The 26,350-nt window shown below is 67.6% G+C and carries 18 protein-coding genes and 1 pseudogene; 12 read left to right on the top strand and 7 right to left on the bottom strand.

The features are described 5' to 3' along the window. Nucleotides 1-33: 33 nt before the first annotated feature. Nucleotides 34-1,407, top strand: a complete 1,374-nt coding sequence (locus NY1_RS09385; RefSeq protein WP_067710519.1) for an AlbA family DNA-binding domain-containing protein — start codon at nucleotides 34-36, stop codon at nucleotides 1,405-1,407. A 91-nt stretch (nucleotides 1,408-1,498) separates the two neighbouring features. Here the strand turns inward: NY1_RS09385 and NY1_RS09380 are convergent, their stop codons facing one another. Next, on the bottom strand, nucleotides 1,499-2,761 hold the full coding sequence (locus tag NY1_RS09380) for a replication-relaxation family protein (RefSeq protein ID WP_084534808.1): 1,263 nt from the start codon (nucleotides 2,759-2,761) through the stop codon (nucleotides 1,499-1,501). 605 nt (nucleotides 2,762-3,366) lie between these two features. Further along, a complete protein-coding gene (locus NY1_RS09375) occupies nucleotides 3,367-4,767 on the bottom strand; it encodes a hypothetical protein (RefSeq protein ID WP_067710518.1) in 1,401 nt (466 codons plus the stop codon). A gap of 154 nt (nucleotides 4,768-4,921) precedes the next feature. Between NY1_RS09375 and NY1_RS09370 the strand changes: the two genes are divergently transcribed. Further along, a complete protein-coding gene (locus NY1_RS09370) occupies nucleotides 4,922-5,170 on the top strand; it encodes a hypothetical protein (protein ID WP_157762128.1) in 249 nt (82 codons plus the stop codon). A gap of 29 nt (nucleotides 5,171-5,199) precedes the next feature. Then, on the top strand, nucleotides 5,200-6,726 hold the full coding sequence (locus NY1_RS09365; RefSeq protein ID WP_084534807.1) for an AMP-binding protein: 1,527 nt from the start codon (nucleotides 5,200-5,202) through the stop codon (nucleotides 6,724-6,726). A gap of 26 nt (nucleotides 6,727-6,752) precedes the next feature. Here NY1_RS09365 and NY1_RS09360 read toward each other — a convergent pair whose 3' ends face one another. Continuing rightward, entirely contained in the window at nucleotides 6,753-7,454 is a 702-nt protein-coding gene (locus NY1_RS09360; protein WP_084534806.1) for a GntR family transcriptional regulator, read from the bottom strand. A gap of 153 nt (nucleotides 7,455-7,607) precedes the next feature. Between NY1_RS09360 and NY1_RS09355 the strand changes: the two genes are divergently transcribed. The 6 genes and pseudogenes from NY1_RS09355 (at nucleotide 7,608) to NY1_RS09325 (ending at nucleotide 15,629) form a co-directional block, all read left to right on the top strand. Next, nucleotides 7,608-8,528, top strand: a complete 921-nt coding sequence (locus tag NY1_RS09355; RefSeq protein ID WP_067710516.1) for an ABC transporter permease — start codon at nucleotides 7,608-7,610, stop codon at nucleotides 8,526-8,528. Further along, nucleotides 8,525-9,391, top strand: coding sequence for an ABC transporter permease (locus tag NY1_RS09350; RefSeq protein WP_084534805.1), 867 nt, complete (start codon nucleotides 8,525-8,527; stop codon nucleotides 9,389-9,391). The genes NY1_RS09355 and NY1_RS09350 overlap by 4 nt, the downstream gene beginning before the upstream one ends. Beyond that, a pseudogene (locus NY1_RS45540) lies at nucleotides 9,388-11,399 on the top strand (dipeptide ABC transporter ATP-binding protein). The gene NY1_RS09350 and the pseudogene NY1_RS45540 overlap by 4 nt, the downstream one beginning before the upstream one ends. Further along, nucleotides 11,396-12,919, top strand: a complete 1,524-nt coding sequence (locus tag NY1_RS09335; RefSeq protein ID WP_067710512.1) for an ABC transporter substrate-binding protein — start codon at nucleotides 11,396-11,398, stop codon at nucleotides 12,917-12,919. The pseudogene NY1_RS45540 and the gene NY1_RS09335 overlap by 4 nt, the downstream one beginning before the upstream one ends. A 5-nt stretch (nucleotides 12,920-12,924) precedes the next feature. Beyond that, nucleotides 12,925-14,166, top strand: coding sequence for an amidohydrolase family protein (locus NY1_RS09330; protein ID WP_067710713.1), 1,242 nt, complete (start codon nucleotides 12,925-12,927; stop codon nucleotides 14,164-14,166). Continuing rightward, nucleotides 14,163-15,629: a chlorohydrolase family protein gene (locus NY1_RS09325; protein WP_067710511.1), complete on the top strand. Its 1,467-nt coding sequence runs from the start codon at nucleotides 14,163-14,165 to the stop codon at nucleotides 15,627-15,629. Before NY1_RS09330 ends, NY1_RS09325 begins: the two co-directional genes overlap by 4 nt. Before the next feature lie 10 nt (nucleotides 15,630-15,639). On the opposite strand, the gene NY1_RS09320 is transcribed toward NY1_RS09325, so the two are convergent. Beyond that, nucleotides 15,640-17,556, bottom strand: a complete 1,917-nt coding sequence (locus NY1_RS09320) for an arabinofuranosyltransferase AftB family protein (RefSeq protein WP_233434260.1) — start codon at nucleotides 17,554-17,556, stop codon at nucleotides 15,640-15,642. Nucleotides 17,557-17,761: 205 nt separating this feature from the next. On the opposite strand from NY1_RS09320, the gene NY1_RS09315 reads away from it, so the two are divergent. Continuing rightward, a complete protein-coding gene (locus tag NY1_RS09315) occupies nucleotides 17,762-18,535 on the top strand; it encodes an enoyl-CoA hydratase-related protein (RefSeq protein ID WP_067710510.1) in 774 nt (257 codons plus the stop codon). 4 nt (nucleotides 18,536-18,539) lie between these two features. Here NY1_RS09315 and NY1_RS45070 read toward each other — a convergent pair whose 3' ends face one another. Together NY1_RS45070 and NY1_RS09305 are read right to left on the bottom strand one after the other, a co-directional pair. Continuing rightward, on the bottom strand, nucleotides 18,540-19,172 hold the full coding sequence (locus NY1_RS45070; RefSeq protein ID WP_067710508.1) for an SRPBCC family protein: 633 nt from the start codon (nucleotides 19,170-19,172) through the stop codon (nucleotides 18,540-18,542). Nucleotides 19,173-19,224: 52 nt separating this feature from the next. Then, the gene (locus tag NY1_RS09305) at nucleotides 19,225-20,241 is read right to left on the bottom strand and encodes an Lrp/AsnC family transcriptional regulator (RefSeq protein ID WP_067710506.1); all 1,017 of its coding nucleotides are present in this window, start codon (nucleotides 20,239-20,241) and stop codon (nucleotides 19,225-19,227) included. A gap of 101 nt (nucleotides 20,242-20,342) precedes the next feature. On the opposite strand from NY1_RS09305, the gene NY1_RS09300 reads away from it, so the two are divergent. Together NY1_RS09300 and NY1_RS09295 are read left to right on the top strand one after the other, a co-directional pair. Then, nucleotides 20,343-21,866, top strand: a complete 1,524-nt coding sequence (locus NY1_RS09300; protein ID WP_067710504.1) for an MFS transporter — start codon at nucleotides 20,343-20,345, stop codon at nucleotides 21,864-21,866. Nucleotides 21,867-22,142: 276 nt separating this feature from the next. After that, nucleotides 22,143-24,857 (top strand): AAA family ATPase, encoded by a 2,715-nt coding sequence (locus tag NY1_RS09295; protein WP_067710502.1) that lies wholly within the window; start codon nucleotides 22,143-22,145, stop codon nucleotides 24,855-24,857. Nucleotides 24,858-24,861: 4 nt separating this feature from the next. Here the strand turns inward: NY1_RS09295 and NY1_RS09290 are convergent, their stop codons facing one another. Then, nucleotides 24,862-26,256 carry an aldehyde dehydrogenase family protein gene (locus NY1_RS09290; RefSeq protein ID WP_067710711.1) on the bottom strand — a complete coding sequence of 465 codons (1,395 nt, stop codon included), beginning with the start codon at nucleotides 26,254-26,256 and terminating at the stop codon, nucleotides 24,862-24,864. Between the last annotated feature and the right edge of the window lie 94 nt (nucleotides 26,257-26,350).

The raw sequence follows: 26,350 nt of genomic DNA, 5'->3' as shown, positions 1-26,350 counted from the left end.
TGCCGGATAGTGTTGTGCAGCTAGTCTTTCGGTGTGACGATTCGAATCCACAGGCTGGCACAGGTGTTGGGGGCAGACTTTCATCAACTGGAGCGAATTCATCTGGTGGGCTTATGCTCTCAATCCATCGCTGAGGACGCAGACCTCGACTTCAAGCAGGACAACGGATACCGCAAGGGCCCTGATGAGCTGGCGAAGGACGTCACCGCCATGGCCAACGCGAGGGGCGGCCTGATCATCGTCGGCGTCGCCGAAGACGGCGAGGGCAATGCGGTGCGACTCACCCCGGTCGACATCTCTGGGGGCATCTGTGATTCTATGGTCAAAGGGTTGCGAAGCAGGGTATTCCCCTTCTTGCCACCAGATTTCAGTATCCGGTCGATCACTGACGATCCCTCGACGCCGGACCTCGGGTACATTTTGATCGGCGTGCCGCGTAGCCCCATCGCCCCACACGCCGTGCGCCGGGTGGGGGAGAAGGATCAACTGCGGTACGGGTATGCCCGTCGGCTCGGCAGCACCACCGCCTGGCTTGACGAAGCTGAGATCGCGACCCTCTACAGGGATCGGTTTCGGCAGGCAGAGCAGCATGCGGAACGCGTGCGCAAGCAACTATCGGTCGACTCGAAGTGGCTCGCCAGCGATGAAGCTCATGGCGTCACATTAATCCTGTCTCTGGTGGCCGCGGTTAACGCCGAACGCCGAATCGACCGAGTATTCCTGAGCGATATCAGAAAGTTCGTCGGCGCGCTGTGTAACACGGGTGCCGGGCCTGCCATCGTCCTGCCGAACGCACTGCTGTCGGACCCGCCGCAGATTCGGCGCGGTCGAATTAAAGTCCACGGGAATGGAATTCGCGTTGTCTGGCATGCCGACGGAGGCGTCACGCTGCTGGTCGAGGTGGCGACTGCGGCGGCACTCGGTGGCACACCTGTGCTCAACCTGACCCATCTCGAGCATCGAGTGCTGTGCGCGTTGCACTTCGCCACCGCCTACGCGGAGTGGGCAGGAGCTTATGGCGACGTCGACGTCATGGCCAGCACTACATCGTCACCACAGGTCCATCTGGACCGTACGCCGCCGAACGGCAGCACCGACTACACACCGGGTGTACCGGTCACCAGTGACGCGAGTGAACCGTGCCATCACGTCGGCTACCTGGAGGCATTGACAACAGATATCGACCAGCTGAAGTCCCTCGCTATGAAGATCTCAGCGGACCTGCTTGCCGACTACGGAGTCTACGAGCCCACATTGATCCGAGCGGACGGCGTCATCCGTTCGGAACGGTTGTCTGCACTCGAACGAAAGCAGATGAACGAGTGGTTGGCGGCAGGGCAACTCGGGAACGGGGAAGCCGAAACCGAAAGTGCAGGGCAAGAATCCGGCCCCGCCGATGGAGAGTGACATCGCGTAGGCACCCTCGGATGACGGAGCGAACGGGCATAGGATCCTGGACCCGAATTGATTCCAGGGACATGAAGGCTCAGGAGTCGTTCTAGATGATGATCGGCTCTGACGGATCAGAACCCGCGATCAGGTCCGTTATGCCAGCCCTCGCCCGGTTCGAGTCGAGAATGGCACGGATGCCCGGAGCGTCGGGGTTGAAGGCGGCTTCGTTGTAGGGCTGATTGATGGCGGTGTGGTGGGCGATGCGGGGGCCACGTTCTGGTAAGTCGGCAAGATGGATTCGTTGGGTGGCGGTGCCGCTCTGGGGTGTCCACAGTGCCCAGACCGGGCCGGCGGGGCCGTCGGGATGCGCATGGTCGCGGGCCGTGGTGGCGATCATGATGCCCGGGTAATAGCCGGATAACGCTCGGTGCAGCGCTGCCCGGAATGCCGTCTCGCGTCGGGCCGAGTGCAGCGAGAACAGCAGGATGCCGAACTCGTCGGTGGGGAAGCGCTGGTAGGCGGCGAGTTTGCCGGTGAGGGTGGTCAATGACTCTGTGCCAGTGTCGTATTCGAGGAAGAATCGCACCGTGTGATCGTGCTGTTCCCAGCAGCCGTACCCGTCGGGGCGCAGTCCGACGGTTTCTCCGGAGTACAGATCCAGTTGGAAGCAATCGGTGCACTGGCGCTCCGACCACCAGTGGGTCAACCCGGCCACCGGCTCCGGGCTAGCGGAGTCGCGGTGGTGGGCGGGGTTGCGACGGGCAGCCAGGGCGCAGAAGAAGTCGTTGACTCCGAGGCGGTGGGCGAGTGTGGGCGAGCAAGCCAGTCGTTCGAGCATCAGGGCGTGTACGCCTGGCGCGGGTGGTTTCTCGGCGCGTTGGGCGGCGATGAGACGTACTCCGAGATAGCCGAGGGCGTGGCGGGTTTGGCTGGTGCCGCCGCCGTAGAGCGATTCACGGAAGGCGAACAGCATGCCCATCTCACGCAGCTTCCGCAGCCGGTCTTGTGCACGGCGGGTCGAGGTGAATTCCAGGGCGGCGATCTGGTCGGTGGTGAGCACCTTGTGTTCGGCCAGAATCGCAAGCAGACGTCGGTCACGGTTGAGCAGACGGAACCACGGGCCCGCGTCCGGGTGCCCGCCACAGTGGACGGCGCGGACGCCACGCCGCCGGAGGTATGAGTTTGTATGAGTATTGATATTGAGTCGGGATTTCGACCCACAGCCCTGATCAAGGTGTTGAGCGGCGCGGACGCGGTAGCCGTGTTCGGCGTTTGGGGTGGCGGCTATAGGACGCCGAGCATCCGACGACCCATCCGCGCCACCAAACGCCACCCCATCCGCAGCCGTGTTGTCGTGATGGCCGTTCATCGGGCATCACCGCCGACCGTTCGCCGCGCGCCGACCGCCCTGATCATGATGTCCGGCCCGTCGACCAGCACCGCGCGGTTCGTGTGCTGGTCCGTCGGGTCCACCAATCGTGTCATTGCACGAACCGACTCCATTGGGGCTGGTACCGCAGAAGCGGTACCAGCCCCAATGTCGTTTCCGGGTTAGGGGATGCGAGAGGTGGGGACGAGGCGGTCGGGGCCGGTGATGCCGACCTGGGCGACGAGAGCCTCGATCAGTGCCTTCGCCTGGGTACGGGTGCCGGTGGTGATGACGTCAGCGATGTGGTCGGCGACGCCATCCAGCGCCGCGGGTTCCGGGCTGTGGGTTCGTTCGCCAATGTGGCGGTGAGTTGGTCACGGCGGGTGGCGAGCTGGGTTGGGTTGGTGCGCAATTCGCCATGTCACAACCCAACCCGCTGACGGTCGAAGGGCGATATCCAGAGTGTATGGCCATAGAATTGCGTTCGTGCCTGTCTTGGCCCATTGGTGGCTCGCTGTCGCGGTTTGGTGCGGCGAGCGCGTCGGCCCACTTACGCCATACCGTTCAACGGTCACACAGGCCCGTCGTAGCGCCAACCCTGGGACTCACATGCCGATAGGCGAGCGCCGCATCGCGTAGGTGATGGTCTTGTGCTCCCAGCCGTCCTTCCACGAGAAGTGGACCGTCTTGCCGACTCCCTCAAACTCCCAGCGCATGAAACCGGGACGTTGAATCGACCCCCGAATTGGATTCTCAGGTGCGTTGAACTCCTCTAGTTCCCGGCCTTGATTGAACAGAGTGATCCCGAATTCAGCGCCAGCAAGGCGAACCGTACCTCCGCGAATCGCATTGGTCCCGTTGGCCAAGAACGGCTGCGCCGACCACCAATCGGAAAGTACCCGCTCAGGGTTGCTGAAAGGGTCGAAGGTGAGTGGGCTGTCTACTTGACTTGCCACGCACACTCCCCATGTCTCCGGCCAATCGGCACGGCCAAGCAAGATATCTACTGCCTCCGGGGGTATCGGCGTAGGCACGCGGCCGCCGTTTCCTGTGAATGCCTTCGCGGCCGCGTGGTTCAACAGGAGCTTCAAGACCCACCTCTGGAAATCGTTGCCCGAGATATGCACCTCGGCCTCTTCTCCCCAATCACCCGCCCCACCACGCCACTCAAGCGCGATGTCCCGAATGAACCGAGCAAAACTGATAGCCGCGTCATCCGCAGGGTGAAGTCCGTGGTTGTGGCTGGTGCAGAGCACATTGGCGACGAACTTCTTGGGCTTGACGGGGCGCACGATCCCCGCTCCGTGATTGTGCTGGATCGTGACGTTCGGGTCATCGAAGGTGAACAGTTTGATTAACCCGTGGGATATGTAGTGCTCACCCGAGATTGTGGCTGAGCAACCCCCACGGGTATTCGCGTAGCAACGCGGGTGACGGTATTTCGGATCACCCTCTTGATACAGCTCAATGATCTCGAATACCTGATCCGGCGGATACAACCCGCCACCAACACGGGCCGGTTGGCTGGGAGTCTCCCCAATTCTCACCTTGACGACTGCGCCGGGGCGCGTTGCACGGTTGGGAATCTGGTGAATTTCGATGATCTGCGCCGGAACATTGAACTTGCCGTCATCCGAATGGGCGCTGATGAAGAGTCCCAGGTGGTCGCAGGTCAGGTCCTTTGCAGCGATTTCATAGTGCGACACAACTCCGCGAGACGAGTCGCCACCTATCAAATCGACGCTGCGGAGCGTGGGTTCTCTTAGCTCCAGCGCTTCGTCATCTGGCGCGTTGAAGCACCCGATGACACCTGACAGCCGATACACCCATGTCCGCCGCACACGGCCCTCTGCTACACCGATGAACCGCGCGACCGGGCCGTACTCGTGCTCAAGAACCCAGTCGATCTCGTCTACTGTCAGCGGTCTTGTCTCGCGATCCTTGAAGATCGTGTCGCCGACGCGAACAGCCAGAACCGGTATGGCGATTGGGGAATCCGAAGTCATGCCGAACAGTACCGCCTGGATCTGTGCGTAATCAGGCTAGTCGCCGACGAGCTTGGCTGCGTCGCGCAACACGTGCCCGAGGGGCGTCAACTCCCGTGCTCATTCCGAAGGTCATTCCTCAGTCCCGACGAACCGAAGCGCGGAACATGTGGACGTGGACATGGAAGCTGCTATCAAGTGGACTCTTGATTGGTGCCGGGAACACGGCTACAACCCGTTTGTCGATGACGCTATGGAGTTGATCCATATGGTTCGACTCGGCACAGCCAGCGAGGCCGAGTTACATACTCGAGCCCGTGAGCTCACGATCGAGTGTCAACTGCGGAGCGTCGTTTACGAGCTCACGGACGAGGCAGAAGACCTGATAGAGAACGCATTCGACGAATCGGAACAGCCGCCTTGAGCCGGGCAGCCTGCTCTGACTCCAGAGAGATGCCTCGCCCTAGCCTACAAAACGTCGGATGCTGCGTAGGGCGCCTAGCGGGTTCGCGCATTGCCAACAAACAAAGAGCCGCAGGTCATGGACCTGCGGCTCTGCCGCTGGGGCGGCTGCTGACCGAGCTGGCCGCCCGCTCCCCCGCGGCGGCCGCGATCACCGACGCTCGGGGCACCTGGACCCGCGCCGAGCTGGAAGCGGCGGCGAACCGCCTGGCTCGCGCCTACCGGGAGCTCGGGGTACGGGCCGGAGATCTGGTCACCGTCGCGTTGCCGAACGGGGCGGAGTTCTATACGGCGCTGTTCGCGCTGTGGAAGCTCGGCGCTGTGCCGCAGCCGATTTCGGCGCTGCTGCCCGCACCGGAGCAGGAGGCAGTGCTGGCGCTGGCGCGACCGGCTCTGGTCGTCGGGGTGCGCCCCGGCGATCCGGGATTGCCCTGGGTTCCGGTCGGATTCGCACCCGACCCGGGCACTTCGGATGCTGCTCTGGACTCCGGGCAGATAGCCCCGGCCTGGAAGGTCCCCACCTCGGGCGGAAGTACCGGGCGGCCGAAACTGATCGTGCCGGCCCAGCGCGGAGAGCTCGACGTCACCAGCACCGCCACGATCCTGGACCAGCGCGACGGCGACACCCAGCTGGTCTGCGGACCGCTGTATCACAATGCGCCGTTCAACTTCTCGGTCTACGGACTGCTGGCCGGGCAGCACCTGGTGGTGCTGCCGAAGTTCGACACGGTCACCGCATTGCGCGCCGTCGCCGGTCATCGGGTGAACTGGATCAGTCTGGTACCCACCATGATGAGCCGGATGGCACGCGAATTACAGCGCGCCCCGGCGGAATACGACATCACCTCGTTGCGATCCCTGTGGCACGGCGCCGCGCCGTGCCCGGACTGGGTCAAGCGGGCCTGGATCGACCTGCTGGGCGCACCGGCGGTGCACGAGATGTACGCCACCACCGAGGGCACCATGATGACCCATATCGACGGCACGGAATGGCTGCGCCGGCCCGGATCGGTGGGCCGTCCGCTGTGGGGCCGGGTCCGCGTGGCCGGCCCCGACGGCGCGGACCTCGCGCCCGGCGAGATCGGCGAGATCCTGGTCCGGCCCGAGAACGGCACTCCCACATACCGTTACGTGGGCGCGGAGGCGCGGTTCGTGGACGGCTGGGAGGTCGTGGGCGACCTCGGCGCCCTGGATGCCGACGGCTACCTCTACCTGGCGGATCGCCGCACCGACCTGATCGTCACCGGCGGCGCGAACGTCTATCCGGCCGAGGTGGAAGCCGCCCTGAGCGAGCATCCGGCGGTGCGCGGGGTCGTCGTACTGGGCCTGCCCGACGAGGATCTCGGGCAGCGGGTCCACGCGATCGTGGAGACCGCGACCGCCCTCACCGATGCCGAACTACACGACTTCACGGCGGCGCGGCTGGCGCGCTACAAGGTGCCCCGCAGCTTCGATTACACCACCGCACCGCTGCGTGACGATGCGGGCAAGGTGCGCCGCGCATCGCTGGTCGAATAGCGAATGCCCTCGGCGCACCGGCCCTCTCAATCGGGAGAGTCGGTGTGCCGCAGGGCGGTGACGATGGCGAGGGTGGGGGCGCGGCCGGCTTCGGTGTGGCTGAGCATGGCGTATTCGGCGAGGCGTTCGTCGCCGGAGGCGATGGCGTCGATGAGGTGCTGGTGTTCGTCTAGTTGGACTGCGGTGTCGCGGCTGGTGGTGATGAAGAAGAGCCAGGCCATGCGGGCGAGGATGGTGCGCATCAGCTGGGTGAGGAGGGTGTTGCCGGCCAGTTCGACTATTTCGCCGTGCAGTTTGGCGTTGGATTCGGCGATGCGCAGGGGGTCGCGGGGGTCGTGAGACGTGATGGCGGCGTGGGATTCTCGCAGCGCGGCCAGGAGGGGGGTGATGTCAGCGCCCTGGCGGATACGGGCGGCGGCGAGGCGGGCGGCCAAGGGTTCGAGGCCGATGCGGACGTCGAAAAGTTCCTCCACCGCGGTGCGGTCCCACCGGCGGACGACGGCGCTGCGCCGGGGTAGCGCGGTGACAATGCCGTCGAATTCGAGCAGGGTGAGGGCTTCCCGGACGGGGAGGCGGGAGGTGCCGAGCATGTCGGCCAGGCGGGCCTCGGGGAGTTTCTCGCCCTCGCGGTAGACGCCGGTGATGATGCTGCGGCGTAGGTCGTCGTAGATGCGGCGCGTCTGGGAGGTGTCGTCGACGGCGCGCGGCGACCGGGGGTCTGGGGGCACCCGCTCAGTCTACGAAGCGGATTCTGTCTACCGTTTTGATCGACGGATGGGACACGCCGCGCAATTCACTAGGTAGAAACATCATCATCACGACAGAGACACTCATCGCTTCGATTCTGTATACCGAATGGCACAGAGCGAGGAGAGTTGAGCTTGGCCGTCTATCTACTGCGACGTCTGATCCAGGCCGTGGTCACCGTCTTCGTCGTGGTCACGCTGGCCTTCGTGCTCGGGCGGTTGACCGGCAGCCCGGCGGCGTCGCTGCTGCCGGATACCGCGAGCGAGGCGGATATCGCCGCGCTCAACGCCCGGCTCGGCTTCGACAAGCCGCCGCTGACGCAGTACTTCGACTACCTGGGCGGGGTGCTGAGCGGGGACTTCGGGGATTCGTACCGGCAGCAGGGCACGTCGTCGATGACGCTGGTGCTGCAACGGCTGCCGGCCTCGCTGCAACTCGGCGGCACCGGATTCCTGGTGGGTGTGGCGCTCGCGCTCCTGGTAGTGCTCGCCATCCACCTGAGCGGGTTCTGGTCGCTGCGCGGGCTGGCGCTCGGGCTGGGCGCGGCGCGACTCGCGGTGCCGGACTTCCTTTTCGGGCTGCTGCTGGTGCTGGTGTTCTCGGTGACGCTGGGCTGGCTGCCGTCGCTGGCGAGCGCGAATCCGCTCTCGCTCGTCATGCCGGCGGTCACCATCGCCACCGCGCAGTTCGTCGTTTACACACGGCTGCTGGACAATTCGCTCACCACCGAGGCCGGTCAGGATTACGTGCGCACCGCGTACGCCCGGGGCGAGCGGCGCTCCACCGTCATCCTGCGCGAAATGCTGCCCAACGCACTACTTCCCGTGCTCACCGTGTCCGGCATTCAGCTCGGCACGCTGCTGGGCGGGCTGGTGATCGTCGAAACCGTGTTCGCCTGGCCGGGTTTGGGCCAGTTGATGCTCGGTTCGGTGTTCAGCCGCGACTTTCCGGTCGTGCAATCCGGATTGGTGGTCATCGCGGTCATTTTCGTCGTCGTCAACCTGTGCGTCGACGTGCTGTACGGCATCGTCGACCCGAGAGCGAGAGTCCGATGAAACCCCGAAATATCGCCGCCGGATTGGGTCTGGCGATGATCCTCACGGTCGCACTGTTCGCCCTGGCCTACCCGTTCACACCGGGTTACGACCCGTACGCACAGGAACTCTCGGACGCCTTCGTCCGGCCGTTCACCACCGCGCACTACCCGCTCGGCACCGATTCCCTGGGCCGGGATCTGGCCAGCCGCCTGGCGCTGGCGGGCCGCATCACGCTCGGGCTGGTGGTGGTCATCGTGCTGGTGAACGCCGCGATCGGCGTGGTCATCGGCACGGTGTCGGGCTATTTCCGGGGTGTGCTCGACAGCCTGCTGATGGGTTATGCCGATGTGCAGCTGGCGGTTCCGATGAGCCTGGTCATCATGGCGCTGTCGGCGATCCGCGGTCCGAGCGTCGGGCTGATGGCCACCATTCTGGGCCTCACGTTCTGGGTGGGGTACGCCCGGGTCGGCCGGTCGGTGGCGCTGGGGCTGTCCGCCCGCGACTTCGTCATCGCGCCGCGTCTGCTCGGTGCGCGCTCGACCTGGGTGATGCGCAAGCACATCGTGCCGCACGTGCTGGTCCCGGTGGGCATTCTGGCCACCGCCGACCTCGGCAACGTGATGATCATGATCTCGTCGTTCGACTACCTGGGGCTCGGCGTCCAACCGCCCACGCCCAGTTGGGGTCTCATGATCACCGACGGCCAGAAGTACATCCGGCAGGCGCCGTACCTGACCATCGTCCCGGCGGTGGCGCTGCTGCTGGTCATCGCCGGCACCCTGCTGGTCGGCGCGCGGTTCACCGAGACGGGACAGGGTCTGCGCCGCACGGTGCGCGCCCCGCGGCGGTCCCGGCGCGGCCTCGAGGCGGTGACGGCATGACCGGCACCCCACGCGCCCGCCTGCTCGAAGTCACCGACCTCACCGTCGGATACCTCACCCCGGCCGGCGAGCGGGTGATCCTGATCGACGGCGTCTGCCTGACCCTCGACGAGGGCGAAGTGCTGTGCCTGGTGGGCGAATCCGGTTCCGGCAAGTCGGTGACCATGCTCGCGGTGCTCGGCCTGCTCGCCCCGCCGCTGACCGTCTTCTCCGGCAGCGTCCGATTCCGCGGCCGGGAGCTGGTCGGCGCGGACGACGAGACGCTGCGCCGATTGCGCGGCGCGGAACTCGGCATGGTCTTCCAGGATCCGATGACCTCGCTCAACCCGGTGCGCCGGGTCGGCGTCCAGATCGAGCGGGCGCTGGCCGTGCATCAGCGCCTGGACGCCCGCGCCCGCAAGCGCCGGGTGGTCGAACTGCTCGCGGGCGTGGGCATTCCGCAGCCCGAGGAGCGTTCCCGCGCCTATCCGCACGAATGGTCGGGCGGCATGCGCCAGCGCGCCGTCATCGCCATGGCCATGGCGAACGACCCGTCGGTGCTGATCGCCGACGAGCCGACCACCGCGCTCGATGTGACGATCCAGGCGCAGCTCATGGAGGTGCTCGCCGCCGCCCGCGAACGCAGCGGCGCGGGCATGGTGCTGATCACCCACGATCTCGGCCTGGTGGCGCAGCACGCCGACCGGGTCGCGATCATGTACGCCGGGCGGGTCGTCGAAACGGGCACGGTGTGGCAGGTGTTCGACGAGGCCGCCCATCCGTATACCCGTGGGCTGCAACGGAGTCTGCTCGGCGCGGCGGGCGACGAGCGGGAACGCGCGTACGCGATTCCCGGCGCTCCCCCGGCGCCTGTAGACCGTCCGGCCGGCTGTGGATTCGCCCCGCGCTGCGACTTCGCGGGCAAGGACGGCGCCTGCGATATCACCACGCCGGTCCTGATCCCGCTCGGTACGGACCGCGCCGTCGCCTGCCCGCCCGCGCTCGCCGCCACCGCCATCCGACAGGACGTGTCATGAACCCCGCAGCCGTCGAGGAGGTCATTCGCGTCGAGGACCTGTCGGTGACCTTCACCAGCCGCCGCGGCCTGCGGGCCAAGCGCACCCTGCGCGCGCTGGACGGCATCAGCTTCGGGGTGCGCCGCGGCGAAACCTTCGGTCTGGTGGGCGAATCCGGCGGCGGCAAGTCCACGCTGGTGCGCACGCTCTTCGGCATCAACGAGCCGAGCGCCGGGCGGATCCGCCTGCTCGGGCACGATCCGCGGCAGTTGCGTCCCCGGGAGCGGCGGGCGCTGCGGAACCGGGTGCAGCTGGTCTTCCAGGATCCCTACTCCTCGCTCGATCCCCGCATGACCGCGCACGAGATCGTCGCCGAACCGCTGCGGATCGCGGGCGGCTACTCCCGCGACCGGGTGGTGCGCCTGCTCGCCCAGGTCGGGCTCACCGAGGACGCGCTGGCTCGCCGGCCCGCCGAATTCTCCGGCGGGCAGCGGCAGCGGCTCGGCATCGCGCGGGCGCTGGCACTGGAACCGGAGGTGCTGGTGCTCGACGAACCCGTCTCCGCGCTCGACGCCTCCGTCCAAGCCCAGGTGATCAATCTGCTGGAGGATCTGCAGGAGCGGCTGGGGCTGTCGTATCTGTTCATCGCACACGACCTTTCGGTGGTGCGGCACCTCGCGGACCGGGTGGCCGTCATGCATCTGGGGAAGCTGGTCGAGATCGGCGACACCGAGGAGATCTTCACCCGGCCCCGGCACCCGTACACCCGGGCGCTCATCGCCTCCGCGCCGATTCCGGACCCGCACAAGCGGATTCGCGACGCCGCGCTGCTGGTGCGCGGGGAGATGCCCGATGCCGCGAACCCGCCCGGCGGCTGCTCCTTCCGCACCCGCTGCCCGATCGCGAAACCCGAATGCGCGCAACGCGAACCGGCCCTCGAACCCACCGGCGCCGACGGTCACACCGTGGCGTGCCTGTTCCCCCTCCCCACCCTCGACCAGGAGAACTCGTGATATCCCGAACCCATTCCGCCATAGCCGGATTCACCGTCCTCGCCGCCGCGCTGGCCTTGACCGGGTGCGCACCGGCGGGCAGCTCCGGCGGCTCCGGCAACGAGATCGTGGTCGGCGCGGTCACCGAACCGGAGAAGGTGGCGGACCCGATCGTCGACGGGTCGCTCGCCGGATACAACTACTACTTCGCCGAATTCGATCAGCTGGCGCGCTTCGATCCCGATGGCAAGCTGAATCCGCTGCTGGCCACGGCATGGGAGCACAATGCCGACTTCACCCAGTGGACGTTCACGATTCGCGACAATGCCAAATTCCAGAACGGCGATCCGGTGCTGCCCTCCGACGTCGCCTTCACCTACAACACGATCAAGGCGACGCCCTCCGGCGACCCGGCCTCGTACATGGAGATGTTCGACAAGGCCGCGGTCGGCGCGGGCAATACCGTCGTCTTCACGCTGAACGCGCCGTTCTCGGCCTGGCCCTCGATCGTCACCGGCGTCTCGATCGTGCCCGAAAAGGTGTACACCGCACTGGGTTCCGCCGGCTTCGCGGCCGCACCGGTCGGCTCCGGGCCGTTCATGTTCGACCACTACACGCGCGGGGTCGAATACGTCGTCAAACGCAATCCGAACTATTGGGGTCCGGCACCGGCGGTGGAGAAGGTGACCTTCAAGACGGTGGCCGACGCGGACGCGCGCCTCAACGGCGTGCAGTCCGGCAGTCTGGACGTGGCGTTGATCGCGCCCAACCAGGTGTCGGCGGTCAGCGGATCATCCAGTGTGACGGTGAAATCCAATGTGTCCAACGGGGTCACGTTCCTGGGGATGAACTCGTCGGCGGGGCCGCTGGCCAACCAGAAGGTGCGGGAGGCCATCGCGCTGGCGATCGACCGGAACAGCATCGTGAAGAATGTGCTCGCCGGTAAGGCGAAGGTCGACAATCAGCTGATCGCGCAGAGCGTCGGCGGCTTCAATCCTGCCTATCCACAGGCGGTTTACGATCCGGTGAAGGCCAAGCAGCTCGTCGCGGAGTCCGGATACACCGGGCAGGCGATTCCGTTCCAGTACGCGACGAACGGGCGCATTCCGCTGAGTTCCGAAATCGCACAGGCGATTCAGGGCGATCTCGCCAAGGTCGGCATCACCGTCACGCTGAACGGCACCGATCAGGGCAGCTTCTCGCAGATCATTTACGGTACGAAGTCCGCGCAGGGGCTGTATCTCAATACCTACGCCCCCTCCACCATGGACGGTGACGCACCGGTGGCGTCCATGTTCGGCGGGCAGCAGAACGATTACGCCATGCTCCCGGCCACGGCGGCGCTGGTCGCCAAGACGCGCACGGTCGGCGGACAGGGCCGGATCGACGCCTACAGCGAGCTGTTCCGGTTCAATGACGCGCACTCGCTGCTCATCGGGCTGTACACGCCGGATACCAACTACGCGGTGGATCCCGAGCTGAAATGGTCGCCGCGGGCCGACGGGATGATCACGGTGGACGCCGCGAGCTTCGGGAGCTGAACCAGGTGAACAGTCTTCGTATCGCGAATGTGCGGCCGTGGGGTGGCGAGGCCGTCGATATCGTCATCGAAAACGGCGTGGTGGCAGCGGTTTCCGAAACAACCGCCGATGCCTCATTGGCGGGCGGGCTGGACGGAGGCGGGCAGCTGATTCTGCCCGCGCTGTCGGATGTGCACCTGCACCTGGATTCCAGCTGCCTCGGCCTGCCGTTCCGCGCCTATACGGGCGAGCCGGGGCGGTGGGGGCGCATCATGAACGATCGCAAGCATTGGCGGACGGCCGATCGGCCGGTCGCCGAACGGGCCGCCTTCACCCTGGCGGTGGCGATCGCCAACGGCGCCACCCGGATTCGCACGCACGCCCAGGTGGACGCCGATTCGGGGCTGGAGAAGATGGAGGGCGTGCTGGCGGCGCGCGAGCATTATGCCGATGCCGCCGATGTGCAGATCGTCGCCTTCCCGCAGGTCGGGATTCTGCTCGAACCGGGGGTGGTGGATCTGCTCGACGCGGCCCTGCGCGCGGGCGCGGACCTGATCGGCGGCATCGATCCGTGCGAGATCGACCGCGACCCGGTGCGGCATCTCGACGCCGTCTTCATGCTGGCCGAACGGCATCAGGTGGAGGTCGATATTCACCTGCACGAGGCGGGCGAGCTCGGGCTCTTCACGCTCTCGCTCATTCTGGAGCGGGTGGAGGCGCTGAGTATGCAGGGGCGCGTGACGATTTCGCATGCGCGCTGCCTGGCGAGCGGGCTGCCGGGGGTGCCCGCCGCCATCGCCCGGCTGGCCGCCGCCGGGGTGGCCATCACGCATGCGGCCGGTGGGCGCGGCTGGGAACTGCCGTTGGCGGAGCTGGCGGCCGCGGGGGTGCGGGTCGGGGTCGGGATGGACGGTCAGCGCGACTTCTGGTCCCCGTACGGCAATGGCGACATGCTGGACCGGGCCTGGCAGCTCGCGTTCGTGCAGGGGTTCGCCGCGGATCCGGAGATCGAGCATGCGCTGGGGGTCGCCACCTGGGGTGGGGCGAGCGTGCTGGATCGCGGATTGCGGCCGCTGGAGCGGTTCGGCTCGCATCCCGGTTTCGCGCCGGGCGATCCGGCCGAATTCGTGCTCGTGGATGCGGTGAGTCCCACCGCGGCGGTGATGGACCGGCCCGCCGAGCGCACCGTGGTCCATCACGGGCGGGTGGTCACCGTGGATACCGCATTGCCGGGCTTCGAGATTCCCGGTCGCTGGGCGGTGCGGTGAACGGGCGCCGCAGTATTCGGGCCGCGCACGTGCTCGCGTACGCGGACGGTGGGCACGTGCTGCTCACGGACGCGGAGGTGGTGGTCGAGGGGGCGCGGATCGTGGCCGTCGGGCCGGCCGGTGCGGCGGTGGCCGAGGAGGTGATCGAACTCGGCGCCGCGTTGCTGACGCCCGGTCTGGTGGATCTAGACGCGCTCACCGATATCGACCACACCATCCTCGATTCCTGGCAATCCCGCGAGCTCGGGCTGGGGTTGCAATGGTCGCGGGATTACGCCGAGCATCGGCGGCGGGCCGTATTCGACGCCGGGGAGCGCGCTTTCATCCGGGAGTACGGCTTCGTGCAATTGCTGCTGCACGGGGTGACGACGGCCATGCCGATCGCGTCCGAGGTGCACAGCGATTGGGCGGAGACCTTCGAGGACGCCGTCGCCATGGCCGAGGCGGCGCGGCGGCTCGGGCTGCGCGTCTACCTCGGGCCGAGTTACCGCTCGGGGGTCAATGTGGTGGATTCGGACGGCACGCGCTCCATCTATTGGAATGAACCGTTGGGGCGCGAGGGGTTCGAGGACGCCGAGCGGTATCTGGAGTGGGCGGCCACGCAAGAGTCCGATCTGGTGCACGGTGCATTGCTGCCGTGCCGCATCGAGACATTGAGCGAGGAGCTCATGCGCCGCACCGCCGCATTGGCCGAACGGACGGGCGTGCTCGTGCGGCTGCATGCGCTGCAAGGGCTGCTCGAACGCGAACTCGTGCTCGGCGAATACGGTGCGCCGCCACTGGCCGTGCTGGAGCGGACGGGTCTGCTCGGTCCGAAACTGCTGGTGCCGCACGGCATCTACGTCGATTCGAATCCGCTCGTGGACGCGGACACGGACACCGATATCGCCACGCTGGCGGCGGCGGGCGTCACCGTCATCCACTGCCCGCTCACCATGGCCCGCCACGGTGCGGCGCTGGACAGCTTCGCGCGGTATCGGGCCGCCGGGGTGCGGATGGCGCTCGGCACCGACTCGTTCCCGCCGGATCTAGTGCGCGGCATCGATATCGGCGTCACGGTGGCCAAGGTCCTCGCCCACCGCACCGATGCCGCCAGCTACGCGGACTACTTCGCGGCGGCGACGCTCGGCGGTGCGGAAGCTCTGAGACGACCCGATCTCGGCCGCATCGCCGTCGGCGCCACCGCCGATCTGGTCGCCTTCCGGCTGGATGATCCCCTGGACGGCGTGCTCGACGACCCCGTCCGCACGCTGTGCATGAACAGCACCGCCCGCGCCGCCGACTTCTCGATGATCGCCGGCCGGATCGTGCTGCGGGACGGCGTGATCGCGGGCATCGACCTGCCCGCGATGACCCGGCGCGCGCAGGAGCTGTTCGACCGGATGCGGGCGGCCTACTCCGAACGCGACTATCTGCGCCGACCGGTCGGTGAACTGTTTCCGCCGTCGTTCCCCAGCGGGTGATCCGGCCCGGTCACGATGCTGTGCGAGCCGGCTGCAGGCGGCAGCGCTCTATCTCGAACTCGGGGACGCGGTCGATGCGGTAGCCGGCGTAACTCAGTGATCGGTGGATATTGCGGCGGAAGCGGTCGAAGGTCAGGGGTGCTCGGGTGGAGGCCAGCAGGTCGCGGGTTTCGGGGCAGGACAGGGCTGTTCGGATGCGGGTCGTCCAGCCTTCGTCGAGATACCAGGGCAGGCGGGGGTGCTCGGTCGCCATGCCGGCGTCCACGACCGCCCAGTCGGAGTCGAGGTTCTTGTCGTGGCCGATTCGGGCGTCGGGGAAACGGAAGGTGTGGGCGGCGAGCGGGTAGGCCAGGCCCATCGGATCGAGGACGCGGACTTCCAGGGGGAGGTTCATGCTGATCATGCCGAGATTCATGTAGAACACGGTGTTGGGGGCGGTGGCGTCCGGGTTGTGGGGCGGGACCGTTCGCCAGTCCTGGAAGGAGGGGGTGTTGATGAGCAGGCCGCCGTCCGGGTGGCGGGCGACCTCGCGGAGCATGGGACGGATGCGCGGGTAGTCCAGGTAGTCCTCGGCGCGGATCGGGTGGGGGTGGCCGGTGGAGCGGGCGTAGTAGAGGCGTTCGTCGGCGATGCCGGAAGGGGTTATCGCGTTGGGGGTTTCGATGGCGGTCACGTCCGCGGCGAGCAGCGCCCAGCCTGCGATGGCGGAGAATGCTCCCGCTGCTGCCAGGCGGCCGTGGCGCGAATTTTGATGCTCGGCAATTGCTTTCAGCGGTAGCACCATGACCGGCAGTAGCAGGCAGAACAGTGGGGGCAGCAGCATACGGCCGTGCATAAAATCGCCGCCGACGCGAAGTTCGTAGAGGGTCAGCAGCAGACCTGCGCCGAGCATCAGCGTGACCACGGCGGACGGTGTTCGGAGCCAGGTGCGGATTCCGCGAATCACTTCGCGCGCAGTCGGTTTCACGTCTGCGAAGATCAGCGAAACAACGTCCGACAGCCAGGATCGGAGTGCGAACAGGGCGGCGACGCCCAGTATGACCAGGGGCACCCATAGCCAGTAGGGGCCGACGAAATTCCAGAGATAGACGAGTCCCTGCCGCCATTTCGAGCCGCTCACGTCCTTGGCTACGGCGGTGTTCGGGTAGGGCAGTCCGTAGTAGCCCATCCGCCAGATCTGGTAGCTCACCGGCACGAGACCTGCCGCCACCACGGTCGCTACGCGGAATAGCCATGGCCGCGATCGGCTCTCCGGCAGCGGAGCACAGCAGATCATGAAAACCGCTGGTGCGCCGACAAGTACGAGTTCCGGTCTGACCAGCGGTGCCAGGCCCGCGAGGAATGCCAACGCGAGAGAGCTTGTCATCCCGGGCTTTTCCGAACGACTCCAGGTGATGAGCCCGCGCCACAGCACTGCCAGCCAGCAGACGACCAGACTGGATTCCAGTCCAGAGGTGACGTAGTCGCGGGCGGGAGGCAGGGCGATATAGACGAGAACGCCTGCCGGAAGCAACAATCCGGCGCGAGCGCCGCCCCACAGCCGAGCAGTGCCCAGCATGGCGGCGACAATGGCCACGACCGACAGGATCAGGCCGCTGCCCACCGCCACGTACTCCAGTCGCGCCCGCGTCACCCAGCTGCCGAACCAGATGAGGTACGTCCAGGCCGTGCTGGTGTTCACTTCGACGCGCTCACCCGCATTGAACACCGGGCCGTTGCCCGCCAGCAGATTCCGCACCGTACGGAGCACGGTCAAACCATCGTCGGCGATCCAGCGCCGCTCCCAACCGCCAAACGTGAAAAGAATTGCGGCGGCGGCGATTCCACCGATCAGGCCGATTCGATACGGACGGTGCGCTACCGTTCGGGGCGCGACTTCCTCGTCCGCCGCCAGCGCAGGCAGCAGCGACAGTCCCACGCGAGCCATCTCCCTCTCATCGATCCCCCCGGCCGTCCGAATCCGACAGCCCGAACGGCAATCTTGAGGTCCCCGGCCGCGACCGGGCAGGCCACAGGAATCGGGGGCACGACATTCTCCCCCAACCTCGTTAGCATGAGTAAATTTTTTGATGTTCGAGGCCGCTCACCCGTTTTTCCGGTCCGCACGTTCCCACCCGGGCTACCGTCGGAACATGGCACTGTACGAGCACGTGCTCGCCGTGCGTGACGGCGACACCATTCACATCACCATGAACCGCCCCGACCGCCGGAATGCCTTGTCCGCCGGCCATCTCGGCGAACTCCGCACCGCATTCCGCGCCGCCGCCGACACCGACGCGACCGGCATCGTGCTCGCCGGCGCGGGCCCGGTCTTCTCCGCCGGCCACGACTTCGCCGACGTAGCCGCACGGGATATCGACCAGGTCCGCGAACTGCTCGAACTGTGCACCGACCTGATGCGCACCATCCAATCCGTGCCGCAGGTGGTGATAGCCCGCGTCCACGGCCTCGCCACCGCCGCCGGCTGCCAACTCGTAGCCTCCTGCGACCTGGCCGTAGCCGCCGCCTCCGCCGGATTCGCCCTCCCCGGCGGCAAAGGCGGCTGGTTCTGCCACACCCCCGCCGTCCCCGTCGCCCGCGCCATCCCCCGCAAACAACTCATGGAACTCGCCCTCACCGGCGACCCCATCACCGCCGCCACCGCCCTCGACTGGGGCCTGATCAACGCCGTCGCCCCCGACGACCAACTGGACACGACCGTCACCGACCTCCTCGCCCGCGCCACCCGAGGCAGCCGCGCCAGCAAAGCCCTCGGCAAACGCACCCTCTACGCCCAACTGGACCGCCCCGAAGCAGACGCCTACGCCATAGCCATCGAAGTCATGGCAGCCGCATCCCAACTCCCGGGCGCGAAAGAGGGCATGCAGGCATTCCTGGAGAAGCGGCAGCCGGTCTGGCCCGACTGATCATTCAGAGGGTGCCGTTTTCGATGTCGCGTTTCAGCGCCGCTTGGTAGGCGAGGTGGGATGAGACGCCGTTCTCCACGGTGAAAGAAAGCAGCAGCGGGTTCGTTGTGAAGGTTATGTGTTCGTTCACCGAGGTGGTGCCGTCGCCGTTGTCGGTGAAGGTGATCTTTTGATGGGTGAAGACGCCGGGGTCGTCGTAGCTGTCGGAGAGGTAGTAGTGGTCGGCGGGGTACAGGCGTTGCTGGGCTTGGGTTTTGGCGGGATAGGTGACGGAGCCCATCGGGATGTTTTCCAGCGCGGTGAAAGCGATGGTCCGAACGCCGTTTTCGGTGCAGTCGCGATGGGTGGCGATACCGGCCAGGAAGGGGTGGCGGCCGATGTCGTTGTGCAGGTTCGAGTACACCGCCCAGACCTTCTCCAGCTGGGCGTCGATGGTGATGGGCAGATCGACGGTTCGAGACGAATCCGCCGACGAGGGATTGGATTCCGCGGCCTGGTAGGTGGCCCATGCGGATTGCCAGGCCGCGGTTTCGGGGTTCGGGGTTTCGACGCAGGAGGGGGCGGAATCCGCCTGTGCCACGGGCGAAACCGCGGGCACGAACAACAGGGTCAGGGTGCAACCCACGAGATACTTCACGGGCGGACAGTAACGCGTTCCCGCCCGCTTCGCCGATCTGCGTGGGTTGCGGTCAGCGGTTACGGCGGGCGGGCGGCGCGGGCGGGGCCAGCAGGTCGCCGTGGGTGATGGTGCCGGCCTGCTTGACGCGGCGCAGGACCGGCGAGAGTTCGAAACTGTGAATGCCCTGGAGGGTGGCCATTTTGGTGGACATGAAGTGGTACAGGGCTCGGGTGCTTTCGCAGAAGAGCGTGGTGAACATGTTGAAAGGACCGGTGACGGCGGCGGTGTAGGTGGTCTCCTCGAAGTCGGCGATGGCGGTGCCTATCGAATCGAGCTGGGCGGGAGCGACATTGAGCCAGAGGAAGGTGGCGATGCCGGAACCCATTGCGGCCGGGGCGATATCGAGGTCGAAGTAGAGGATCCCGGCGTCGTGCAGGGTGGCGATGCGCCGTACGACGCGGCCTTCGGTCAGGCCGGTGGCGCGGGCGAGGGTGGCGTAGGAGGTGCGGCCGTCGTGCGCGAGCAGGTCCAGCAGTGCGCGATCGGTGTCCTCGATGTGGACGGTGCGCGTCGCCGACTCGCTGGATCTGTTGCCGGAGTGCAGGTCTCGGCGTCCGCGATAGTCGATGGCGTGGCGGCCGACGAAGCGGTGCAGGATCAGCGCGGCGGTGATATCGAGAACCGGGGCGGTGCGCTGCAGGCGCTGCACCAGTAGGTCGTCACGATCCTGCTGGGTGCGCGGATGCAGGGAGAAGGCGACCTCCGCGCCGCCCGCGGCAATGCTGATCCAGGCGGCGTCGTCCCGGCGGGCCAGCGCCTCGGCCACTTTCACGGCGCCTTCGGGGCGGCAGCGCACCCGGATCAGCCAGTCGTCCTCGCCGAGCGCGGGGGCATCGACCGAACCGATCACCCGGACCAGGCCCTCGCGGCGCAGGCGGCGGTAGCGGCGGGCGATGGTCTGCTCGGCCAGCCCCAGCTCAGCGGCAATCTGCCGGAAGGGCGCGCGCGGGTCGAGTTGCAGCTTGCGCACGATCGCCAGATCGAGGGGTTCGAGAATGGAAGTTTCCGCCGGAGAAGTGGCCGCCATTGCACGAATCCTACGTCGCGGCCGAGCACAGGCGACTTTCGATGCCTCGCGATCGGAGACTCGACGCCGACTTGTTCGCACTCCGGAAAGGACACCGGCATATGCGCAAATGGCTTCCGCTGCTGACCATCTGCCTCGGCACCTTCATGCTGCTCATCGACGTCACCATCGTGAACGTCGCCCTGCCCGATATGGCGGCCGATCTCGGCGCGTCCTTCGGCTCCCTGCAATGGGTGGTGAACGCCTACGCCGTGGCCATGGCCGCGCTGCTGCTGGGGGCGGGCTCGATCGCGGATTCGTTCGGGCATCGGCGGATCTATCTGGCGGGACTGGCGATGTTCGCGACATCGTCACTGGTGTGCGGGATTTCGCCGAACTCGGCGGTGCTGATCGCCGCCCGGGTGACGCAGGGCATCGGGGCCGCCGCCATGGCGGCCACCACGTTTCCCATGCTGAATCGCGCCTACGACGGCCGGGAGCGTGGCATCGCGTACGGCATGTGGGGTGCGGTCGCGGGCGCGTCCTCGGCGGTCGGGCCGATCGTCGGCGGGGTGCTGACCGAGGCGGCGGGGTGGCGGTGGATCTTCTTCGTGAACCTGCCGGTGAGTGTGGGCGTCATCGCGCTGGGGTGGTGGGTGTTCCGGGGCGGCGAGGAAACCCACCGTGCCCGAATCGATTTCGCGGGCATGGCGAGTTTCGCGGTGGCGGCCGCGACGGCAACCTACGCACTGATCCGTGCCAATGAACACGGCTGGTCCGATACCGGCGCGTGGTCGATGTTCCTGGTGTCGGCGGCCGCGCTGGCGGTGTTCGTGGTGGTCGAACGGCGGGTCGCGGAACCCATGCTCGAGCTGGCGCTGCTGCGGCAGCGTTCCTTCGCCGGGGTGCTGATCGCGGCGGTCACACTGTTCTTCGCCGCGTTCGCCGCGCTGATGTACACCTCCATCTGGTTGCAGTCGGATCAGGGTAGGACGCCGATCCAAACCGGGCTGATCGGATTGCCCTTGTCCGCAATGGCTTTCGCGGTGTCGGCCGGATTCGGGCGATACCTGCACGCCATGCACCCCGGGCGGATCATCGGCAGCGGACTGCTCCTCATCGGCCTGGGTGGCGTGGTCGGTGCGCTGCTGATGCACGGCGATGCGAGCTGGCCGGCGCTGGTGCCCGGCTTCCTGCTGATCGGGGCGGGCGTCGGAGCCGCCACCGCCACACTGGGTTCGGCGACCATGGCGGCGGTCGAACCGCGACGCGGCGGCATGGCGACCGGTGCGGTCAGCACCGCCCAGCAGCTGGGCATGGCATTCGGAACCGCGGCGCTGGGCAGTGTTTTCACCGCCCGCGCGCAGCGGATCCTTACCGACGATGCCTTCGCCGATCCGGCCGCGGCGGCGCGGGCGGTGGCCGGTGGACGCGCGGGATTGCTGACCGCCGAGGCTCCAGCGGCTTTGCGGGCGGCCGTGACGGACGCAACCCACACCGCCGCCGTGGCCGGGGTCCAGAGTGTCCTGGCCGTATCGGGCATCGTGGGCCTGCTGGGCGGCGTACTGGCCCTACTGCTGATCCGGCCCGCCGCACAACCCGACTGGTCCGACACCGCAGTCGAATCCGAGCCGACGAACGCCTGACGGACGCACTCGCCGCCGCCCGCCGTCGCGCGGCGCCACCCGCGGGCCGAGCACCACTCCCGCGCGTCGAAGCGCCCAACACAACGCATCGACCATGAACATCGCGCGCCGTGTGCGAACGCACCAGCAACTGCACACGGGCCGAGCACCGCGTGCCATCGCACCCGCCACCGCATGCCATCGTGCACACCGTGGCGGGTGCTGCTCGTGGTTGCGCTTGGGTAATGTCGCGACCGGTTCGTATGTCGTGGACGGGCCAGGAGGAGAGCGCTACCCATGCCGATGTTCGGACGAGACAGTGAGCTGAAGGAACTCGGCGCGCTCGTGACCGGAACCGATGGGCGGAGCGGGGTGCTCATCGAAGGGGAACCGGGGATCGGGAAGTCGGCGCTGGTCGAGGCAGCGGTGCGGGATGCGGCGGCCGCGGGGGTGCGGGTGTTGCGGACCAGCGGGGTGGAGGCGGAGCACGGGCTCACCTTCGCGGGATTGCATCGGCTGCTGTATCCGCTGCGCCGGGCGTTCGACGGGTTGCCCGCTCGTCAGTTGGAGGCGCTGACAACCGCGCTGGGCATGTCGGATGTGATCGATGAACCGAGCCCGCATCTGGTGGGGCTGGCGGCGCTGACGCTGCTCACGGATCTGGCGGCCGAGCAGCCGCTGCTGGTGGTGGCCGAGGATGCGCATTGGCTCGATCCCGCGAGTGCCGAGGTGCTCGCGTTCGTGGCGCGCCGCATCGAGTCCGAGCCCGTCGCCATGCTCGCCACCGCACGGACCGGCACCGGTTCGGCGTTGCACGAGGCCGAACTGAGCGTCATGCGACTCGGCCCGCTGCCCGACGATGACGCGCATGCGTTGCTGGACAGCATCGCTCCCGGGTTGAGTGCCCAGGCCCGCCGCCGGGTGCTCGCCGAAGCGCACGGCAATCCGCTGGCGCTGAGCGAACTTCCCACGGCGATAACGGATCTCGCGGAGTCCGCCGACACCTTGCCTTTGACCGAACGTCTCGAACGGGCATTCTCGGCACGCGGCGCGATGCTGCCCCCGCGCACCCGATCGGCGCTGCTCGTCGCCGCGCTGGATGACGACGGAGCGCTGGCCGAAACTCTCGCCGCGGCCGCGATCCTGCTCGGCTCGGAGGTGACGGCAGATGTGCTCGCCCCGGCGGTGCAGGCGCGTTTGATCCAGATCGACTCCGGCACAGTCACTTTCCGCCATCCGCTGGTGCGTTCGGCCCTGGTCGCGGCGGCCTCGCCCGAGGATCGCCGGAAGGCGCACCTGGCACTCGCCGAACTGCTGACCGACGCACCGGACCGCCGGGTGTGGCATCTGGCGGCGGGCGCCGCCGGTGCGGACGAGGACGTGGCGGCCGCGCTGGAGGCGGCCGCCGAACGTTCCCGGCACCGGGGCGGTGCGATCGCCGCGCTGGAACGCGCGGCCGCGCTCAGCGCCACCCCCGCCCGGCGCGCGGATCGCCTGCTGCGCGCGGCGGAACTGGCCGTCGACTCCGGTCATCGTGGCACTGCCGACCGGCTGGTCGATGCCGCGCGCGCCCTCCCTCTCACCGCCGAGCAGGAGGCCACCGCGAAGTGGCTGCTCAGCGGCTTCGAGGACGGTATGCGCGAAAGTCCCACGCGCATAGCCGAACTGGCGGCGCTGGCCACGGCCGTCGCCGCCGACGGATATCCGGATCCGGCCTTGCGCATCCTGTGGGGCGCGGCCATGCGGTGCTTCTGGTCCGAGCCCGGACCCGATACCCGGCGCGTGGTGCTGGCCGTCGCCGACAGCCTCGGCATCCCGGACGGCGATCCGCGCAAGCTGGCCATCGACTCCATCGTGGCCCCGCTGGAACGCGGCGAACAGGTACTGGGGTTCCTGCGCGGGCAAACCGCGAGCATGGGCGGCGACCCGGAAGTGGATCACTTCCTGAGCAGTGCGGCATATCAAGTCGGTGCGTTCGACCTCGCGGCTCAGTTCGCGGCGGCCGCAGCACCCGGTTTCCGCTCCGCCGGGCGGCTGGGGCTGCTGTGCCGGGCGCTGGCCATCGAGGCGTGGAGCCTGGCCCGGCTCGGCGATCTCGCGGCCGCCGCGCCCATCGCGGCCGAGGCGGCGGCCTTCGCGCGGGAGACCGGTGCGCCCTTCATGCACGCGGTGGTGATCGCCGTGCAGGCCGAAATCGCCGCGCTGCGTGGTGATTACGTGCGGGCGGTCGAGCTGGCGGCGGAGGCCGAGCGCATCGGATTGGCGGCCGGCGCGCGCCCGGTGCTGGCGACCGTGCAGCTCACCCGCGGTCTGATCTCGCTCGGCGAGGGCCGGTTCGAGGACGCTTTCACCGATCTGATGCGGATTCACGACCCGCGCGACCCGTCGCATTCTCCGGCGCTGGGCGCGTATTTCCTCACCGAGCTCGCCGAGGCGGCGGTGCGGGCCGGGCGCGCCGACGCCATGACGGAGCTGCTGCGCGAGTTGGAGGTCACGGCGGCGGCCACCTCATCGCCCGCCCTGCACATCGGAATGCGTTACGCACGTGCGGTTCTCGCTGGTGACGCGGCCGCCGAACTGTTCGCGACCGCGCTGGCCGCGGATCTCACCGGCTGGCCCGCCGAACGCGGCCGCCTGCACCTGGCCTACGGCGAATGGCTGCGCCGCCAGCGCCGGGTGGTCGAATCACGCACCCATTTGCGCACGGCGCGTGAGACTTTCGACGCCCTCGGTTTCACCGCCTGGAGCGAACGCGCACGCCTGGAACTGCGCAGCGCCGGCGAATCCAGCCCGAACCGCGATCCGGACGCCCGCGAGCGCCTCACCCCGCACGAACTGAGCATCGCCCAGCTGGCCGCCCAGGGCCTGACCAACCGCGAAATCGGCCAGCGCCTCTACCTTTCCCACCGCACGGTCAGCACCCACCTGCACCGCATCTTCCCGAAACTCGGCATCAGTTCCCGCGGCGACCTGGCAGCCCTGCTACCGACCTTGACGGAGACGGCCGGCTGACCGATCAGCGCAGCCGGGAGCTGATCGTCCGGAGTTCGGTGAATCGGCTGAGGGTGTCGTGTGCGCGGGCGGCGTCGAATTCTGCTGGGGTGTCGTCGAATCCGGTCGGTGTCGCGTTGACGGCGACGGTTGTGGCGTGCATGCGCCGGGCCACCGCTGCGGCGGCTGCGGGGTCGGCCGACCATACTGCGCCGGAGAGGCCGGGGCCGGAGCGGTTGGCGATGCGGAGTGCGTCGTCGATGTCGTCGTAGGGGATGACGATCAGTACTGGGCCGCATATCGCTTCGTCGGCGATGCGCATGTCCGGCGTCACGTCGGCGAGGACCGTCGGGGTGACGTAGAAGCCGTCGCGCAGGCCGGGTGGGATTCCCGAGCTGCCGAGTGCCGGGTGCGCGCCTTCGGCGATCGCGGCTTCGATGTGCTCGCGGAACCGTTGCTGCTGGTCGCCGCGCGCCATCGGGCCGATTCGCGTCGCCGGGTCACGCGGGTCGCCGACCGGCAGCGATTCCGCCAGGCGCACCACCGCCGCCACTACTTCCGGGTAGCGGGAACGTGGTGCGAGGAAACAGGTTTGGACCGATCCGAGCCGCGCGACCGCCGGGACGGTATCGAGCTCGGTGTCGGGCAGCACCACGACTACCGATCGGCCGCATACCTCGACATCGACTCGCTTCAGTCGCGCACCGGCGAGTTCCGCGACCCGACTGCCCGTCTCGGCCGACCCGGTGAAGGTGATCATGTCCACCGCCGGATGCGTGATCAGGTGCTCGCCGACCTCCGGTTCCGCGGGCAGCACGCTGATCACCCCGTCGGACAATCCGATTCGATCCAGCAGTTCGGCCAGCAAGCCCATGCTCAGCGAGTTCTCCGGGGATACCTTCAGCACCACCGAGTTTCCGGCGAGCAGCGCGGGCACGACCTTGGACGTCACCGCGAAGCACGGCGAATGCCACGGCACCAGCGCGGCGACCACGCCGACCGGGGCTTGCCGAATCACGCTGTGCATCCGCGTATCCGGCGTGCGCTCCCAATCGAAATGCTCGGCCGCCGTGAGATAAGCGTTCACCTGCCTGGTCAGACCGTCCTGCCCCGCCCGGGTGAACCACACGGGCCGGCCGGTTTCCGCGGTGATCAGGTCTGCCATCAGTCCGGCCTTTTCTTCCCGCAGCCGATTGAACCGCCGCAGCACCGCGATCCGCTCCCCCGGCGGCAGCTCCCGCCACGCACCGCCGTCGAAGGCCGTCCGCGCCGCCGCCAGCGCCCGATCCATATCGTCGGGCCGGGCCTGCGCCGCCCGTCCGAGCACCGATCGATCGTGCGGGGACAGGATCTCCAGCAGCGCCGGTTCGCTGGGTTCGACCCAGCCCCCGCCCGCGTACAGCCGGTCGTAGGTGATCAATTGTCGCTCCTGGCGGGCGAATTCCGTGGTCGCGCCCTTCACCTCCACTCTGGCGCGCGCGACCCGGCCCCGGCATCCGTCAGGTGACGCCGTG

Source organism: Nocardia yamanashiensis NBRC 100130, assembly GCF_001613325.1.
Lineage (GTDB): Bacteria > Actinomycetota > Actinomycetes > Mycobacteriales > Mycobacteriaceae > Nocardia > Nocardia yamanashiensis.
Note: the sequence above shows the minus strand (reverse complement) of the source record. Positions and strands in the feature narration are given on the sequence as shown.